The organism is Phaeobacter sp. QD34_24, from assembly GCF_028890115.1.
Lineage (GTDB): Bacteria > Pseudomonadota > Alphaproteobacteria > Rhodobacterales > Rhodobacteraceae > Phycobacter.
In genome coordinates, this window is the sequence record NZ_JARCJD010000004.1 from 138,771 (window position 1) to 155,755 (window position 16,985).

14 protein-coding genes are annotated in these 16,985 nt (G+C 62.6%); 7 read left to right on the forward strand and 7 right to left on the reverse strand.

Annotation, left to right across the window (positions count from 1 at the left end):
- Positions 1-40: 40 nt before the first annotated feature.
- The 5 genes from PXK07_RS04575 to PXK07_RS04595 are packed head-to-tail and all read right to left on the reverse strand — an operon-like array spanning position 41 to position 6,621.
- Positions 41-1,582, reverse strand: coding sequence for an indolepyruvate oxidoreductase subunit beta family protein (locus PXK07_RS04575; protein WP_274847013.1), 1,542 nt, complete (start codon positions 1,580-1,582; stop codon positions 41-43).
- Complete coding sequence (locus PXK07_RS04580) at positions 1,582-3,744, reverse strand: indolepyruvate ferredoxin oxidoreductase subunit alpha (RefSeq protein ID WP_274847014.1); 2,163 nt, start codon at positions 3,742-3,744, stop codon at positions 1,582-1,584. Before PXK07_RS04580 ends, PXK07_RS04575 begins: the two co-directional genes overlap by 1 nt.
- A gap of 28 nt (positions 3,745-3,772) precedes the next feature.
- The gene (locus tag PXK07_RS04585) at positions 3,773-4,267 is read right to left on the reverse strand and encodes a MarR family winged helix-turn-helix transcriptional regulator (RefSeq protein ID WP_274847015.1); all 495 of its coding nucleotides are present in this window, start codon (positions 4,265-4,267) and stop codon (positions 3,773-3,775) included.
- Positions 4,264-5,823: a phytoene desaturase family protein gene (locus PXK07_RS04590; protein ID WP_274847016.1), complete on the reverse strand. Its 1,560-nt coding sequence runs from the start codon at positions 5,821-5,823 to the stop codon at positions 4,264-4,266. The genes PXK07_RS04585 and PXK07_RS04590 overlap by 4 nt, the downstream gene beginning before the upstream one ends.
- Positions 5,824-5,829: 6 nt before the next feature.
- Positions 5,830-6,621, reverse strand: a complete 792-nt coding sequence (locus PXK07_RS04595; RefSeq protein WP_274847017.1) for a cyclase family protein — start codon at positions 6,619-6,621, stop codon at positions 5,830-5,832.
- Between the two features lie 120 nt (positions 6,622-6,741).
- Between PXK07_RS04595 and PXK07_RS04600 the strand changes: the two genes are divergently transcribed.
- The 6 genes from PXK07_RS04600 (at position 6,742) to PXK07_RS04625 (ending at position 13,491) form a co-directional block, all read left to right on the forward strand.
- A complete protein-coding gene (locus tag PXK07_RS04600; RefSeq protein WP_274847018.1) occupies positions 6,742-8,313 on the forward strand; it encodes a phytoene desaturase family protein in 1,572 nt (523 codons plus the stop codon).
- 43 nt (positions 8,314-8,356) lie between these two features.
- Positions 8,357-9,883 (forward strand): ABC transporter substrate-binding protein, encoded by a 1,527-nt coding sequence (locus PXK07_RS04605; protein ID WP_274847019.1) that lies wholly within the window; start codon positions 8,357-8,359, stop codon positions 9,881-9,883.
- 87 nt (positions 9,884-9,970) lie between these two features.
- On the forward strand, positions 9,971-10,981 hold the full coding sequence (locus PXK07_RS04610) for an ABC transporter permease (protein ID WP_274847020.1): 1,011 nt from the start codon (positions 9,971-9,973) through the stop codon (positions 10,979-10,981).
- Entirely contained in the window at positions 10,974-11,822 is an 849-nt protein-coding gene (locus PXK07_RS04615; protein WP_274847021.1) for an ABC transporter permease, read from the forward strand. The genes PXK07_RS04610 and PXK07_RS04615 overlap by 8 nt, the downstream gene beginning before the upstream one ends.
- Positions 11,819-12,691, forward strand: a complete 873-nt coding sequence (locus PXK07_RS04620) for an ABC transporter ATP-binding protein (protein WP_274847022.1) — start codon at positions 11,819-11,821, stop codon at positions 12,689-12,691. Before PXK07_RS04615 ends, PXK07_RS04620 begins: the two co-directional genes overlap by 4 nt.
- Positions 12,688-13,491, forward strand: coding sequence for an ATP-binding cassette domain-containing protein (locus PXK07_RS04625; RefSeq protein ID WP_274847023.1), 804 nt, complete (start codon positions 12,688-12,690; stop codon positions 13,489-13,491). Before PXK07_RS04620 ends, PXK07_RS04625 begins: the two co-directional genes overlap by 4 nt.
- Positions 13,492-13,567: 76 nt before the next feature.
- Here PXK07_RS04625 and PXK07_RS04630 read toward each other — a convergent pair whose 3' ends face one another.
- Positions 13,568-14,365, reverse strand: a complete 798-nt coding sequence (locus PXK07_RS04630; protein WP_274847024.1) for an ATP-grasp domain-containing protein — start codon at positions 14,363-14,365, stop codon at positions 13,568-13,570.
- 196 nt (positions 14,366-14,561) lie between these two features.
- Positions 14,562-16,001 carry an aldehyde dehydrogenase family protein gene (locus tag PXK07_RS04635; protein ID WP_274847025.1) on the reverse strand — a complete coding sequence of 480 codons (1,440 nt, stop codon included), beginning with the start codon at positions 15,999-16,001 and terminating at the stop codon, positions 14,562-14,564.
- A 284-nt stretch (positions 16,002-16,285) separates the two neighbouring features.
- On the opposite strand from PXK07_RS04635, the gene PXK07_RS04640 reads away from it, so the two are divergent.
- A complete protein-coding gene (locus tag PXK07_RS04640; protein WP_274847026.1) occupies positions 16,286-16,939 on the forward strand; it encodes a peroxiredoxin in 654 nt (217 codons plus the stop codon).
- Positions 16,940-16,985 lie beyond the last annotated feature (46 nt).

Consider the following 16,985-nt stretch of genomic DNA (forward strand, 5'->3'; position numbering starts at 1 on the left):
TGCGGGCGCGGGAGCGCTACGCTTTGGGTCTGCGGAGAGGTCAGAGGAAACTGCGAATGGTCTTCAGTGCGCCATCCAGCGCCTCGCCCTTCTCGTCCTGCAGGGCCGCTTCGCGCAGGCGAGCGACCCATTCCGGGCCATCTTCGCGGGCCTCGACCAGTCTGGCACCCTCTAGGACCCGGTCGAATTTCGTGAGGCCGCGCGCATGGGTATCGGAATAGCCCTTGATCAGGCGGCGACAGCGCAGGATCTCCACCGCCATGTCATAGCGATCCGGCAGGTAGCCATGGGAGCGGGCCATCCAATCCTCCAGATGGGCCTGCTCCAATGCGTGGCGGTGGGTCTTGCGGCGCCAGCCACGCAGGCCGCCGATCAGGTAAAGCATGAGGAATCCGCGCAGGCTGTCGGTGCGGATGCGGCGACCCTTGTTGAACAGCCGGTCCAGCCGCTGCATCCAGGCGGGGCTTGCCTCGACTCGCGCACCAAGGCGTGCGGGAAACAGGCCTGCGATTTCCTCGGCGCGGGGGTGCAGGTAGTCGGTGAGGGTGAGCGTCTTGCCTGCGCTGCCCATCTCATCCTCGATACGGTCGAACCGGCTGGCGCGGGTCTTGAGGTCGGCCACCCGGATCACATCGTCATAACCCATGGCATTGGCGATGTGTTTCGCCGCCTCAAGGGACAGCATGTGGTCCTTGTCCGCGTGGTCCTTCGCGACAAAGCTGTCGAGCCGATCCAGATATTCCGCGCCATAGGCGACGTCCTGGAACTCCACCACCTTGCGCAGGCCTGCCTCTGCCATCTCGGCCACTTCGGCTGGCAAGGCGTTGATGCGGGCCATCAGCCCCTCGAAGGCGCGTATCTGCCGGGACGAACCTGATGGGGCCAGTGCCGGTAGTGCTTTGGGCTGTTCCGTTGGCTGGTCTTCACCCTTCTGCGCCAGGTCATACCCGGCTGCAAAGGCGCGCAGGCTGGCTTCCACCCCCTTGCCACCCGCCCGGATCGCCTCTTCAAAGGCGGCGCGGTCAAACGGCAGGGCGCCGGATCCGGCCAGGGCGCCGAACAGCGAGGCCGAGATCACCGAGCCCGCGCCCACGGCGGCGCGCTCCATATCGGCCATGATCAGCTTTTCAGCGGCCATTTCCGCGGCGGCGCGCACCTCTTCGGCATTGGCCATGCCGTCACCGGGCACCATCTTCTCCGACACCGCCAGCGCCCGGTGGGTCGAGGCGATCAGCGTGGTACGATCCGGCGTCACAAAGCCACGCAGGATGGCGCGCCCGGCCTCCATCATCTCGGCGGCGATCATCACGTCCACGTCGCCCTGCGCAGGCGCCAGGGAGAACACCGGGTTCGGGACCGAGGCCGGGGCCATCTCGATATAGTAGATCGTGGCGCCGGTGCGCTGGGCGACGCCTGCAACGCTGGTGGCCTGGGCGTTGTAGCCCTGCGCGCGGGCCAGGGATTCGATCCAGTTGGTCAGCACCCCGCCGCCCTGGCCGCCTACGGCAAGGATGGCCAGCTTGATCACCCCATCAAGGCCTGCGTCGCGCTGGCCCGTTCCGATTGGCAGTTCGATGGACATCAGGCGGCTCCCTGGCTGAGGTTGCTGGAAAACTGCAGCCGCCGCGCCGCGCGCCGCGCTTGTAGCCAAGAGATCACCTTTGTGCGCAGACCCGATTTCCAAGCCTCAAAGCCGGTCGGGTTATGCACCACGCGCGCCTCGTAGAAGGAGGGGCAGAGGATCGCGGCATCGGCCACCTCGCCGCAATTGCCACAGCCGACGCAGGTCTGGTCGATATGGGCGACGGGATCGTCGCGCAGGGGATCGTCCAGTTTCTTCAGGGACAGCGAGGGGCAGCCCGATAGGCGGATACAGGCGTGATCCCCGGTGCAGATGTCCTGATCGACGCCGAAGCGGGGCACCTCGACGCGAGTGCCGTCCTTGATGGCGGCATTGCGCAGGGGTTTCTCGCGCCGCTGCCGGTTCAGCATGCATTCCGAGGAGGCGACGATGACCTTTGGCCCGTCATACTCGGTGGTCAGTGCCTCGCGGATGGTGGCGCGCATCTGTGTGACGTCATAGGTGCGGTCGATCTGCCGGATCCATTTGACGCCTGCCCCCTCCAGCGCCTTGGTGATCGGATTGTTGGTCGCCTTGCTGGCATTCTTGGCGCGGCTTGAGGGGATATCCTGCCCGCCGGTTGCAGCGGAATAGTAGTTGTCGACGATGATCGCCACGCTGTCGGATTTGTTGAACACCATGTTCCCGATCGAGGAACTGAGCCCGTTGTGCCAGAAGCCTCCGTCACCCAGGATCGAGATCGCGCGTTTCTCGCCGCCGCCGTCAAAGGCCGCGTTGGAGGCCGGGCCAAGCCCGTAACCCATGGTCTGCCCGCCGATCTCGAACGGGGGCAGGGCGGCGAACAGGTGACAGCCGATATCGGCCGAGATCTGGTGCTTGCCGAGCTCCTGCTCCACCAGCTTCATCGAGGCAAAGATGGGCCGCTCAGGGCAGCCGGTGCAAAACCCCGGCGGGCGGATCGGCACGGTCTGGCTGAGGTCGGGGATCTCGGGCGCGGGTTCGTTGGGGGCCAGGATCTGTCCGGGCAAAAGGCTTGCGGCATAGGTGCGCAGGAAATCCTCGATCCCGTCCTTCATCACCTGGCCGGTGTATTCGCCCGCCTTGGGGAAGGTGCCCTTGCCTTCGAGTTTCGTGCTGCTGCCCGCCTTGTAGAGCATGGCGCCAAGCTGCTGTTCGATGAACTCGGGCTGGCCTTCCTCGATCATCAGCACCGCGTCCTTGTCCGCGCAGAAATCCAGAAGGTCGCTTTGCACCAGCGGGTAGGTCACGTTCATCACGTAGAGCGGCACATCGGTATTGCCCGACAGATCCGCCAGGCCAAGGCGTTGCAGCGCGCGGATCACGCTGTTGTACATACCGCCAAGGCAGATCAACCCGACCTTGCCCGCCTTGGGGCCAAAGCGTTCATTGAGACCATTGTCGACGATGTATTTCTCGGCCGCGGGCCAGCGGTTTTCGATCTTGTCGTGTTCGTGCTGGTAGGACATCGGCGGCAGCACCACGCGGGAGAAATCGCGCTGCGGGTTGGCCAGCGCATCGCGCACGGTCAGATCGGGCCGCTGGTTGTCGCGGCACTCAAACGTGCCGGTGACATGGCAGGACCGGATCCGCACCATCAGCATCACCGGCGTGTTCGACGCTTCCGACAGGCCAAAGCCATCGCCCACGGATTTCACGATCGAAGGCAGGTTGGGGCGCGGATCCAAGAGCCAGAATTGCGACTTCATCGCAAAGGCATAGGAGCGTTCCTGCATGATCGAGGAACCTTCGCCGTAGTCTTCGCCCACGACCACCAGCGCACCGCCGGTGACGCCCGAGGAGGCGAGGTTCGCCAGCGCGTCCGAAGCGACATTGACTCCGACCGAGCCCTTGAAGGTGACAGCGCCGCGGATGGGGTAATGCACCGAGGCCGCCAGCATGGCGGCAGCGGCGGCTTCCGAGGCGTTCGCCTCGTAGCGCACGCCGAGTTCGCCCAAGAGATCTTCGGCATCGGCCAGAACATCCATCAGGTGCGAGATCGGCGCACCCTGGTAGCCGCCCACATAGCCGACACCGTTTTCCAAAAGAGCCTTGGTGATGGCGAGAATGCCCTCTCCGGTAAAGTTGTGCCCGGCGCCTTTGCGCAGGTGCTCGACTTCTGCCTTGAACGACCTTTCGGCCATGGGCGCCTCCTTGGCTCTTCTTTTTGGATCAGATCTGGTGCACGCGCACGTTGCGCAGGATGGTTTGCAGGGTGGTCACGAACTGGCGCTGCTCTTCTTCGCTGATGCCCTTGAACATCTGCCCGTAGGCTTCGGCGATATGCGGCCAGAGCTTATCCTGTGTCTCGCGCCCCTTGGGGGTCATGTAGATGCGGGTGGCACGGCTGTCGTCGGGATCGGGGCGGCGGGCAATCAGCCCTTCCTTCTCCATCTTGTCCAGCGACCGGCTGAGCGTCGATTGCTCCACCACCGCATAGACGGCAAGTTCCCGGATCAACAGACCATCCAGCACCGACAGAACCGCGAGGGTTCGCATCTTGGGCGTGGTCAGGCCGAGGGCTGCCATTTCATCGCGTAGGGAGGCGTTGTAGCGGCCCATTATGCGGTTCATCAGGTAGGGCGGGAAATTCTCCAGCCCGATCTCTCCCAGCCGCGGGGTGTCCGCCACCTGCGGTTCCCGCGTCACAACATCATCCTCGTTCATGCACCCATCCTTTTTGCAAGGTTGTAGCCGGACCCGCCGCCCAGGCCAGGTCCGGGGTGGGTCGCGGCTCCAATCATATGCAGATCCTTCACTGCGGTGGCGTTATTGACCGATTGCGGGAAGGGGCGCCAGACAAAGAACTGGTCCAGGGTGCAGGAGCCGCCATAGGGATCGCCGCCCACCAGGTTCATGTTCAGATCCTGCAGATCAGCAGGGGAATAGGCGCGGCGGGCGAGCTTGATCTTGTCGAAATCCTTGATGTGGCGCGCCAGGATCGCCTCGATCCGGTCGGCAAAGGCCTCGCGGGTGGTGTCATCCCACTCCGGCCCGGTTTCGATCGTGCCTGCGGCATCGCCCTTGATCACACGGGGGGCGTCAGGGATTTGTAGCCAGAGGATCGCCTTGCCTGCGGGGCAGCGGGAAGGATCCATGCGGTGCGGTTGGCCAACGCAGATGGTCGGGGTTTCGGGCAGCATGCCGCGCTCCGCCTCGTTGGCGGACTTCGACACGCTGTCCACGCCGTCGGCCAGGTGGATCAGGGCGACATCCTCCAGCCCCTCGCTCAGCCATTCGGGGGTGGCGTCCAGCGCATAGTGCAGCTGGAAATTGCCGCGTCCATGGCGGTAGCTCTTGATGGCTTCGGGGGCATCTTCCTGTGGCAACAGACGACCATAAAGCTGCGAGGGCGTGACGGATGCAATTACCGAGGCGCCATGGATCACCTCGCCATCGCTGGTTTCCACGCCCACGGCGCGGCCGTTCTGGGTCATGATCCGGGCCACATCCGTGCTGGTGCGGATCGCTCCACCATTGGCGGTGATCAGCCGTTCAAAGGCTTCGGCTGCCGCACCGGCGCCGCCCTTGACCACCGGTGCTCCGGCGGCCTCCAGCGCGAAGGCAATGACACGGCCCATCTGCCCGGAATAGGTGCTTTCCGGTGTCAGCCCGCAGTGCAGCACCCAGGGCGCCCAAAGCGCCTGCATGTCTTCGGAGCCGTAAGAGGATTCCAGCCAGCCGCGCGCCGGTTGCAGCGCCGCGCCGACCCAGGATTTCAGACCGTTGAGGCCACGCCTCCAGGCCTGTTTCGCCAGAAGTTTCGCGGTGCCAAGCGACCACAGAGAGCCGCCAAGCAGCGCAAAGAGGAACTCCGCATCCGCTTCGATCCCGCCCACATCGCGGCCATGCTGCGCCCCGTCGCCGGGATGCAGCGCATCAAAGGCCGCGATATTGGCGGCGCGGTCCATGGTCAGCACCGTGGCGCGGCCATTGGGGCGCAGCACCGCCGTGGGATGGGCGGTGTGGCAGAACTCCAGCCCGTGCTGGCCAAGATCCTCGGCCAGTTCTGCATAGGCGGGGGAGGTCAGGAACAGAACGAAGGTCGCCGCCATCACATCATGGGCATAGCCCGGCAGCGTGATCTCATCGGTGCGCATGCAGCCGCCGATCCGATCAGAGCGTTCGAGCATCAGCACCGGCTGCCCTTTGCGGGACAGAAGCGCTGCGGCGACCAGGGAATTGATCCCGGTGCCGATGATGATGTGGGGGGCGGCGGCCATCTGATCTTATCCCTTGGGGACCAGCGCCAGGGCGCGGATCGGGCTGCCGGTGCCACGCTGGATCTTCAGCGGCGCGGCGATCAGGATGGCGCCCTTGGCGGGCAGCTTGTCCAGGTTGGCAAGGGAGGCGAGACCAAAGCGGTTGTTGGCATGCAGCAGGTTATGCGCCGGAAACGGCGGGGTCATGCCGCCGGCCATGCCCGCATCGGTGCCGATGCACTGGCTGCCCCAGCCGACAATGCCCTTGTCGACCAGATACTGGATCACCTCGGCGGTCGGTCCGGGAGTGTGCGGGCCGGTTTCATCGGCGTTGAGGAACTTGGCCTCGTCGTCGGCGTATTGGTCCCAGTCGCTGCGCAGGACGACCCATTCCCCGGCGTTGATCTCGCCATGCTCGGCCTCCCAGGCCTTGACGTGGTCGATGGTCAGCAGGAAATCGGCATCCGCGCTGCACTCCTTGGAGAAGTCGAGCACATTGACCGGCGCGACCAGGCGCTGCACGTCCAGCGTGTCGGTGTAGCCCTCTTCGAAATCCTTGCCGGTGATCCAGTGGTGCGGCGCGTCGAAATGCGTGCCGGTGTGTTCGCCCAGCTTCATCCAGTTCCAGGCAAAGAAGGGGCCGTCCTCGTCGTATTCGCTGATCTTGTGGATCTCGACCTTGGGGGTGTTCTTCGCGAAATCCTCGGGCAGTTGCAGGATCGGAGTGTTGGGGCCCAGCACCCCGCTGCAGTCCACGACTTCGATCTCTCCGGTCAAAAGCTTGGCGCCAAGCCCGTCCAATGCGGTTGTTGCGGTCATTATCGCCTCCCGTGTTGTGCGCGGTCTATTGGTGCCGCTTTCGTGCGATGACAAATCCATGCTAGACAGATTTAAATGCATTTGCAAATATCAATATGTGAAGAATAAGGGATTCCACCCATGTCCGTGACGCCGGATGCAGTCATTATCGGAAGCGGCCACAACTCTCTGGCCTGCGCTGCACATCTTGCGGCAAAGGGTTGGCGGGTTGCCGTCTATGAGCGTGCCGAGGTGCCGGGCGGGGCCGTAAAGACCGGAGAATACACGCTTCCTGGCTTCCGCCATGACTGGGCGGCGATGAACTTGTCGCTCTTCGCAGGGTCTGCATTCCACCAAAAATACGCAGATGAACTGGCCGGGCATGGGCTTGGATTCGCCCCGGCTGCAGAGTGTTTTGCCTCGGTTTTTCCGGATCAAACCTGGCTGGGGGTCGGCACTGATTCGGCTGCGAACGCGGCGCGGATCGCGGCTGAAAACGCGGCAGACGGAGACACCTGGGAGACCCTTGGCGCAGATTTTCCTGCCCGTGCCGAGATTTTATTCGCGCTGCTCGGGAGTTCGATTAATAAACGTGCATTTGCATCTTTAAGCTGGAAGTCCTGGCGCAAGATGGGATCTGCGGGCCTGATGGATCTGGGGCGATTCCTGGCCTCCTCGCCGCGCAGCTGGCTCGAGGAGACCTTCCAGTCGCCCAAGGTGCAGGCACTTTTGGCGGCCTGGGGCATGCACCTGGATTTTGCCCCGGATGTGGCGGGCGGTGCGCTGTTTCCCTACCTTGAAGGCCAGGTCAATCAGGCCTTTGGCATGGTGCTGGGGCAGGGCGGCGCCGATGGCATGATCAAGGCGATGGTGGCCATGATCGAGGCGCGCGGCGGATCTGTGATCTGCGGGGCCGAAGTCTCGCGCATCCTGCATGCGGGCGGGCGCGCCACGGGAATCGAGCTGGCAGATGGAACGCGGGTAGAGGCGAAGCGGGCGGTGATCGCCAATGTCGCCCCTGCGGCGATGCTGCGCCTGACCGGGGGCACGCCAGACAAACGCTATGACCGGGGCATGGAGAACTTCGCCCATGCGCCGGGGACCATGATGATCCACCTCGCGATGGAGGGTCTGCCGGATTGGGCGGCAGGCGACGATCTGAAACGCTTTGCCTATGTGCATATGGCGCCGAGCCTGGATCAGATGGCGCGCACCTATGCGCAGGCGAAGGCGGGGTTGTTGCCGGATGAACCTGTGATCGTCTGCGGTCAGCCCACCGCCGTGGACCCGAGCCGAGCGCCCGAGGGCAAGCATGTCCTGTGGCTGCAGGTGCGCATGGTACCGGGGCAGATCCAGGGCGATGCTGCCGGGCAGATCACCACAACCGACTGGGCTGACGCGGCGCAGCCGATGGCTGATCGCGCGCTCGATATCCTTGAAACCTATGCGCCCGGCACAGGGGCAAAGATCCTTGGCCAGCATATCGTGACTCCCGCCATGCTGGAGGCCGACAACCCCAACCTTGTGGGCGGGGATCAGGTCTGCGGCAGTCACCATCTGAACCAGCATTTCATGTTCCGGCCCCTGCGCGGGTTCGCTGACGGCTCTACCCCCATTCGTGATCTCTATCACACCGGGGCGGCGGTCTGGCCAGGCGCGGGAACCGGAGCCGGGGCGGGATATCTGCTCGGGCAAAAACTGGCCGGTGCCTAACAAAAACAACAGGCCGGTCGTCCAACCAACAGGGAAAAGCACAATGAAACTGACAAGACGCACGTTACTCCAAAGTACCGCCGCCAGCGTGGCCCTTGCGGGGGCCAGCCTGCCCAGCTTTGCCGCCGGGATCGAGGAGCTGGTGATCGCCTATAACGTCAACCTGCCAAGCTGGGATCCGACCGTGGGCCCTTCGGCGGTGAACCCGACCATCCAGGGCATCTACCAGTCGGTGTTTGACCTGTTCATCCCGCAGAACCCGGATCTGTCCTTCGGCTCCGGCATCCTGACCGGCTATGGCTGGAACGAGGACAAGACCAAGATCTGGATGGATGTGCGCGAAGGGGTGACCTGGCACAATGGCGATCCCCTGACGCCCGAGGACGTGGCCTGGTCGCTGGAGCGCGCGGGTAATCCTGAGACCGGTAACCCGATCCAGTTCATCTGGGGCAAGATCGGCAATTACGCGATCGAGGGCAACCGGGTGACGGCGGATGTGCTGGCCTATGAGCCGACGATCTTCAAATGGATGAGCTTCCTCACCGGCTATATCCTGCCCAAGACATACTATGAATCCGTCGGCGCCGACGGGTTCGAATCCGCGCCTGTGGGCACCGGCCCCTATATCGTCGAGAAGTTCGAGCGCAACGCCTTCGTGCGTCTCAAGGCGAATGAAAACTACTGGGGCGGCGCGCCCGAGTTCAAATCCGTCACCATCAAGTTCGTGACCGATGCCGCCAGCCGTGTGGCCGAGGTGGAATCGGGCAACGCCCATGTGACGTTGGAAATGCCCTATGAGGAGTTCGACCGCCTGAAGGAGAAATCCGGCATCATGGGCACCGCCGCGCCGGTGTCGGATATCGGCATGATCTTCATCAACGATGTGGATGTGATGAAGGACGCCAACGTGCGCATGGCCATGGCCCATGCCATCGACAAGCAGCTGATCATCGACCGGTTGCTGTCGGGCTATGGCGTGGCCATCGATACGCTGCAGACGCCGGATTACTCGGCCTATGATGCCTCGATCAAGGTCGCCTATGACCCGGAAAAGGCAAAGGAGTTGCTGGCTGCCTCAGGCTATGGGCCGGACAATCCGGTGAAATTCACCATCCAGACCACCCGCGGCTTCAAGCCCAAGGACTATGAGATCATCCAGGCCATCGTCGGCCTGTGGCGCCGGGTCGGCATCGAGGCCGAGATCGAAGTCTACGAGATCGCCAAGCATTACGAGCTGCGCGCGGCGGATACATTGGCGCCTGCGGCCTTCTACAACTGGGGCAACTCGATCGGCGATCCCACCACCTCGACCGGCTTTGCCATGTTCGGCCCCTCGCCGCATTCGGTCTGGGACGGCGAAGACCTGATGCAGAAGATCCTGCCCTTGTGGGGTGAGGCCGATGAGGCCAAGCGGATCGATGGCTGGAAAGAGGTGGACCGCTTCATCGCCGCCAATGCGCTGGTCATTCCGCTGCTGCAATATGTGCAGCCGATCCTGCACAGCGACCAGATCAAGGTGGTTCCCCATGCCTCCGGGGCGCTTCTGCCCCACCTGATGACGCGGGCCTGACACCACGTCTTCCTTGGCGGCGGGGGCGGATTGATTGCGCCGACCCCCGCTGCCCTTTTTCACGACCTGACAGAACGAAGGTAGAGAATGCAGATCCTGCGCAGAATGATCGCGCGGCTGGCGGCCACGGCTGTGACGCTGGTCGGGGTAGCGGTCATCGTCTTTGTGGTCATCCGCGTGGTGCCGGGCAACCCGATTGCCATGATGCTGCCGCCGGGGGCCACCGATGCGGATATCCAGCGGCTTCAAGAACTTTACGGCCTTGATAAATCCATCCCCGAACAGTTTCTGATCTGGGCAGGAGGCGTGCTTCAGGGTGATTTCGGCACCTCCATTTCGTTGCGCCAGCCGGTGTCAGAGCTGGTTCTGGGCCGTCTTCCCGCCACGCTGGAACTATCAGTGATGGCGCTGGTCATCGCTGTGGCGCTGGGCGGCGCCATGGCACTGACCGCGACGCTTTACCGGGGGACACGCGTTGAGGGCGCCATTGACGTCACTGGCGGCATGGCGCTGTCGGTGCCGGATTTCCTCTGGGGGCTGGTGCTGATCCTGCTGTTCGGCGTGCTCTGGCCGCTGTTTCACATCTCGGGGCGGGTGTCGCCTTCGCTCGGGTTCGAGTTCCAGTCGAATTTCTATCTCTGGGAAAGCTTTGTCCGCCTGCGGTTTGATGTCTGGGCGGATATCGTCGCCCATATGTTCATGCCCGCGCTGGCGCTGGCGATCCCGCTGGCGGCGATCATCTCGCAGCTGCTGAAGCAATCGCTGAAGGAAACCATGCATCTGGATTATGTGACCCTGGCACGCACCAAGGGCTACTCCGAGACCAGCATCATCACCCGCGAAGCGCTGCCCAATGCGATCCTGCCTACGCTGACGCTGGTCGGGGTGCAGTTTACCTTCCTGATTGGCGGCACCGTGATCGTCGAGCGGCTGTTCTCTTATGAAGGGCTTGGCAACATGGCGATCGATGCGGTGATCAATCGCGATCTGCCGCTGATCCAGGGGATCGTGATCCTGTTCGCCCTGATTTTCACCGTGGTCAACCTGGTCGTCGACATGACCTATGCTGCCCTGAACCCGAGGCTGCGCCATGCGTGATACCAGAGCACACTCTCGCAAACCGGGGCTGCGCCTGTGGCTGTCAGGCGGTTGGATCACCATTCTGGTGTTGGCCGCGCTGTTGGCGCCCTGGATCAGCCCGCATGACCCCTTGGCGCAGGATCTGTTCGCCGGGCGCATGCCGCCCTTCTGGCAGGCGGGCGCTGATCCCAACTACTGGTTGGGTACCGATTCCCTGGGCCGCGATGTCCTGAGCCGTATTCTGCATGGTGCGCGGCTTGCCCTGACGGTGGCGCTGATCGCGGGGGTTCTGACCTGCCTGATCGGCGCCATACTGGGGCTGATCGCTGGCTATTATGGCGGTTGGGCGGATCTGGTGATCTCGCGCCTTGTGGACATCTGGATGGCCTTCCCGCCGGTGCTGTTTGCGATCCTGCTGATCGCTGTCCTTGGCACCGGCATGACCTCAATCATCATCGCCATCGTGGTGATCGACTGGACGCGGTTTGCCCGCGTGATCCGGGCCGAGGCGATGAGCCAGTCCAAGATGGATTACGTGGCCTCGGCGCAGGTCGTGGGGCGCAGCCGGTTTGGCACCGCCCTGACCGAAATCCTGCCCAATGTGCTGCCCACCATCGTCGCCCTTCTGACGCTGGAAATGGGCATCGCAGTCATCGTCGAGGCGATCCTCAGTTTCGTGAACCTCTCGATCTCCACCGATGCGCCCACATGGGGCGGGATGATCGCCGAGGGGCGCACCTCGGTCCATCAGGCCTGGTGGGTTCTCGTCTTCCCGCTGGTGGCGCTGTTCTTCACCGTCCTCAGTTTCTCGCAATTGGGCGAGGGGCTGAAGGACCATTTCGACCCGGTGCTGCGATGAGCTTTCTATCGATCCAAGACCTGACCGTGCGGCTCAGGGGCAAGACGCCGATCCTGCGCCGTGTCTCCATCGATGTGGCGGCGGGAGAGGTGCGTGCCCTGGTTGGCGAAAGCGGCGCGGGCAAATCCATGATCGGCAAATCGGTGCTGGGCACCCTGCCGCAGGCGCTGGGCATCACCGGGGGGCGGATCATTCTGGACGGAGAGGATCTGGAACAGCTCTCCCCCCGTGCCCGTCGCCAGAGGATCGGCGCCAAGGTTGCGCTGATCCCGCAGGACCCCTTGACTGCGCTCAACCCCTCGCGCCGGGTGGGGCCGCAGATCACCAATCGCCTCGTGGATATCCTTGGCTGGTCGCGCAAGGCGGCCGAGGCCCGCGCGCTGGAACTGCTAAACGAGGTGCATATCCCCGATCCCGCCCGCGTCATGCGCGCCTATCCGCACGAACTGTCGGGGGGGATGCGCCAGCGGATCCTGATCGCCTCGGCCTTTGCAGCTGAGCCGAAGCTGATCATCGCGGACGAGCCGACAACCGCGCTGGATGTGACCGTGCAGAAGCAGATCCTGCGGCTGATCGCCGAGATGCAGCAGCGCCATGGCACCGCGCTGTTGTTCGTGACCCATGATCTGGGCGTGGTCTCCAAGGTCTGCCAGACCATGAGCGTGCTCTACTCCGGCATGGTGGTGGAGGACACCAAGGTGCGCGATTTCTTCGCCAGCCCCGGTCACCCCTACTCAGCCGCCCTTCTGGTGGCGACGCCGAAATACACCGACCCGGACGGCAGTCTGACCCCGGTTCCCGAAGCGGTGATCCGCGCGGTAGAAGAAGAGGTCGCCGCCTTTGATCGCCGACAGGAGGGCGCGGCATGAGCGATGTGATCTATGACGTGAAGGATCTGCGGCTCAGTTTTCCCGATATGTCGCGCAAACCGATCCTTGGCCCTGCGCCCCGGATCGAGATTCTGAAAGGGCTGACCTTCCAGATCCCCAAGGGTGAGGTTCTGGGCATCGTTGGTGGCTCTGGCTCGGGCAAGTCCACCCTAGGGCGTGCCCTGATCCGGCTGATCGAACCGGACAGCGGCCAGATCGATTTCGAGGGGACAGACATCACCCATATGGGCGAGGAGGATCTGCGCCCCCTGCGACGGCGGTTCCAGATGATCTTTCAGGATCCCCTGTCCTCGCTCAACCCACGCCGCCGGGTGGGCGGGATCATTGCAGGGCCGTTGCGCCTGCAGGGGCTGGAGGGGATCGATGCCCGCGTGAAGGAGGCTTTGGATATGGTCGGCCTGCCCCGCGCCTTTGCCAGCCGTTATCCGCATGAGCTGTCGGGCGGGCAGCGTCAGCGCGTCGGCATCGCCCGCGCCATCGCCCTGCGCCCCGATTTCATCCTCGCGGATGAGATCGTCTCGGGGTTGGATGTCTCCAGTCAGGCGCAGGTGCTGAACCTGCTCGAAGACTTGGTGCGTGAACTTGGGCTGACGCTGGCCTTCATCAGCCACGACCTGTCGGTGATCCGCCGCCTGTGCAGCCGCATTCTGGTGCTCTATCAGGGCGAAATCGTCGAGAACGCCGCCACGGCAGACCTGTTCGCCACCCCCACAGCGCCCTACACGCAGGAGCTGCTGTCCGCGATCCCGCTGCCCGATCCGGATCAGGTTTGGGTGTGAGAGGGAGGCGGTGTCTGCAAGTCGTGTTGGTCAGCTAAGCAGGACAAAGCGCCAATTCACTGTACTTGCGCGAATGTCAGCTTCCGATTTGGATGTCCGAGAACTCGTCGATCGACGACACCAGTTTCAAAAGGTCGGCCTCATAGAAACCGGCAGCATTGATGCAATTCGTTTCGAGCATCCTGAGCCCATCGTCTGTTCGACAAATGTCGATAACATATGCAGGTGCGTAACCCGGGTTTGCCTGCACCAGTCTCTTGCCAAATTCCAAGGCATCATCATCGATCTCATGCCGGTAAATGACGCGGGAGCCTTCCTTGTACAACGAGTGGGTAACAATCTCATCTCTTACCACCCACAGTCGCCATTCTTTGAGAATGCGAACGGGCTCAGTGAACATCAATTCTGTATCATGACGAAGTGAACCTTTGGGTATCTCGTGTTCTCGAAGCGCGAGAACTTTGTTGGCCAATTCTATGATTTCGTCAGTGGTTTTCACCGTTCCGGGCTCTTCTTTACTGTCTTCTACTGGTCGTAGGGACCAGTTCTTTCCGTCATTGGGTAGCTTTTCCGGAACATCTTGCAGCTTTAAAAAAAGAGCATCCGCGCCATTAAGAAGAAACGTTTGCCAAGGCTCTTCATGAACAAAGGGCCTTATCTTGAAAACCCCGGGTTCCAGATCGTTCGCCTTCGCGTAGCGCCATAGGGTATATGAACCGAACATCACCACATCCTTGGGATCATTGATGGTCGGAGTTGGTGTCAGTTCGCCGACGAACGGAACGACTTTTTGCCAAGTGTACGGAATTTCCAGCCGATCAAGCGCACTGGCCATTTTCCGAGTGTCCTCAAAATCCTGAAGGATCCATTGCATGAATAGGGCTCAAATCCGGCTACTTAGCTCCGACCACAGTAAACATGTATTCAGTATAATGCTCAACAGCAGACATTAGCGCGCCTTTCAGTATCAAGGAAAATGGGCTCAAAGCAGACCAACGCGATTTGCATATCTCACAATAAAAAAGCCGCCCGGATGAGGGCGGCTTTTGCGATTTCAAAGGGTGCGAAAATCAGTCGGTGGACCAGCCGCCGACGGCTTTCACTTCCAGGAAGTCTTCGATCCCGAAGATGCCGCCTTCGCGGCCGTTGCCGGACTGTTTCATGCCGCCAAAGGGCGCGCCGGGGGAGCGGGACTTGCCGTTCATCTCGACCATGCCCGAGCGCAGCACGCGGGCCATGCGGTTGGCCCTTTCGCCGTCCTGGGTCTGGACGTAGTTGGTCAGACCATAGGGGGTGTCATTGGCGATCGCGACGGCTTCTTCCTCGGTCTCGAACGGGATGATCGACAGGACCGGGCCAAAGATCTCTTCGCGGGCGATGGTCATCTGGTTGTTCACATCGGCAAAGACGGTCGGCTTGACGTAAAACCCCTTGTTCAGGCCATCCGGGCGGCCGGTGCCACCGGCGACCAGGCGGGCGCCTTCGTCGATGCCCTTCTGGATCAGGTCCTGGATCTTGTTCCATTGGGTCTCGTTCACCACGGGGCCGATGTGGCGGCCTTCCTGCGAGGCGGGGCCGACGGTGACCTTGGCGGCAACCTCGGCGGCGGTGGCGACGGCCTGATCGTAGATGCCCTTCTGCACCAGCATCCGCGACGGCGCGTTACAGCTTTGGCCGGTGTTGTTCATCATGTGCAGCACGCCGCGCTTCACCGCCTTTTCGTCGGCGTCTTCAAAGATCACATTGGCGCCCTTGCCACCCAGCTCGAGGTGGACCTTTTTCAGGGTGTCGGCTGCGGATTTGGAGATCGCGGTGCCCGCGCGGGTCGAGCCGGTGAAGGAGACCATGTCCACGTCCGGGTGCGACGACAGCTGTGAGCCGACGCCGACGCCATCGCCATTCACGAGGTTGAAGACACCGGCGGGGAAGCCTGCCTCGTCCATCATCTCGGCAAAGATCATCGCATCAAGCGGGCTTTCCTCCGACGGCTTCAGGACCATGGTGCAGCCCGCGATGGCGGCAGCACCCACCTTGAGGGTGATCTGGTTCATCGGCCAGTTCCAGGGCGTGATCAGGGCGGCAACGCCCACGGCCTCGTAAATGATCCGGTCGTTCTGGAAGCGGTCGCTCAGCGGGCGTTCGAAGTCGAACGCCTTGGCCGCGCGCACGAAGTTCTTCAGGTGGTAGATGCCTGCGCCAACCTGCTCGCTGCGGGACATGTCGATCGGGGCGCCCATCTCGGTAGACATGGCCTGGGCCAGGTCTTCGCTGCGGGCCTGGTAGATCTCGATCAGCTTTTCCACCAGCGCGATCCGGTCTTCCACCGGGGTGGCCATCCAGCCGGGCAGGGCGGCCTTTGCGGCGGCCACGGCGGCATTGGTGTCCGCCTCGCTGCCGAGGGAAATCACCGCGCAGGGCTCTTCGGTGGAGGGATCGATGACCTGGTGGTCCTTCGCGGCCGCCGGGGCAACCCATTGGCCGTTGATGTAAAAGTCGCGTTTCTCGATCATGTCCGGATCTCCCAAAATCAGACGCATTGCGGGGTCATGCCGACCCTTTCGCGCGCCACTGTGTCATTGCATTGACCCATGGGCAAGGCCGCATGAAAAAATTTGATCAAATTACCTCTCGTGCAAACCTGTCTGGTGAATGCAGATTTTCCGTTTTGTCGCAGGGAATTGGCGCTTTTGTGCTGGTCTTGTCACATCAGGGGTTTAACCTGCGCCGGGATTGATTACCTTGCGTAGCAAGATACGTATCAAAAACTGAATATGAATGCGAAGAGGAGACCTCCATGGGTTTGCGCATCAACGATGTGGTTCCGAATTTCACCGCCGAGACCGATCAGGGCACCGTCACCTTCCATGACTGGATCGGTGACAGCTGGGCGATCCTGTTTTCCCACCCCAAGGACTTCACCCCGGTCTGCACCACCGAGTTCGGCGCCGTGGCGCAGCTGGCCGACGAGTGGGCCAAGCGCAACACCAAGGTGATCGGTGTTTCCGTCGATGGTGTCGAGGACCACAAGAAGTGGAAGGGCGATATCGAGAGCTACGCCAAGGCCTCTGCCGGGTTCCCGATCATCGCGGACGAAGGTCTTGCGGTGTCCAAGGCCTTTGACATGCTGCCCGCCGAAGCCTACCTGCCCGATGGTCGCACCCCGGCCGACAGCGCCACCGTGCGTTCGGTCTTCATCATCGGCCCCGACAAGCAGCTGAAACTGTCGATGACCTACCCGATGTCGGTGGGCCGCAACTTTGCCGAGATCCTGCGCGCGCTGGACGGTCTGCAGATGGCAACCGGCAACGGCGTTGCCACCCCCGCCAACTGGGTGCCGGGCGAAGACGTGATCATCCCGCCGACCGTGTCGAACGAAGACGCCAAGGCCAAGTTCGGCGCGTTCGAGACCATCTTCCCCTACCTGCGCAAGACCAAGGCGCCGGAATAAGCCGGAAGACCATTTTGAAGTTTGCAAGGGGGCCGGGAGGCCCCTT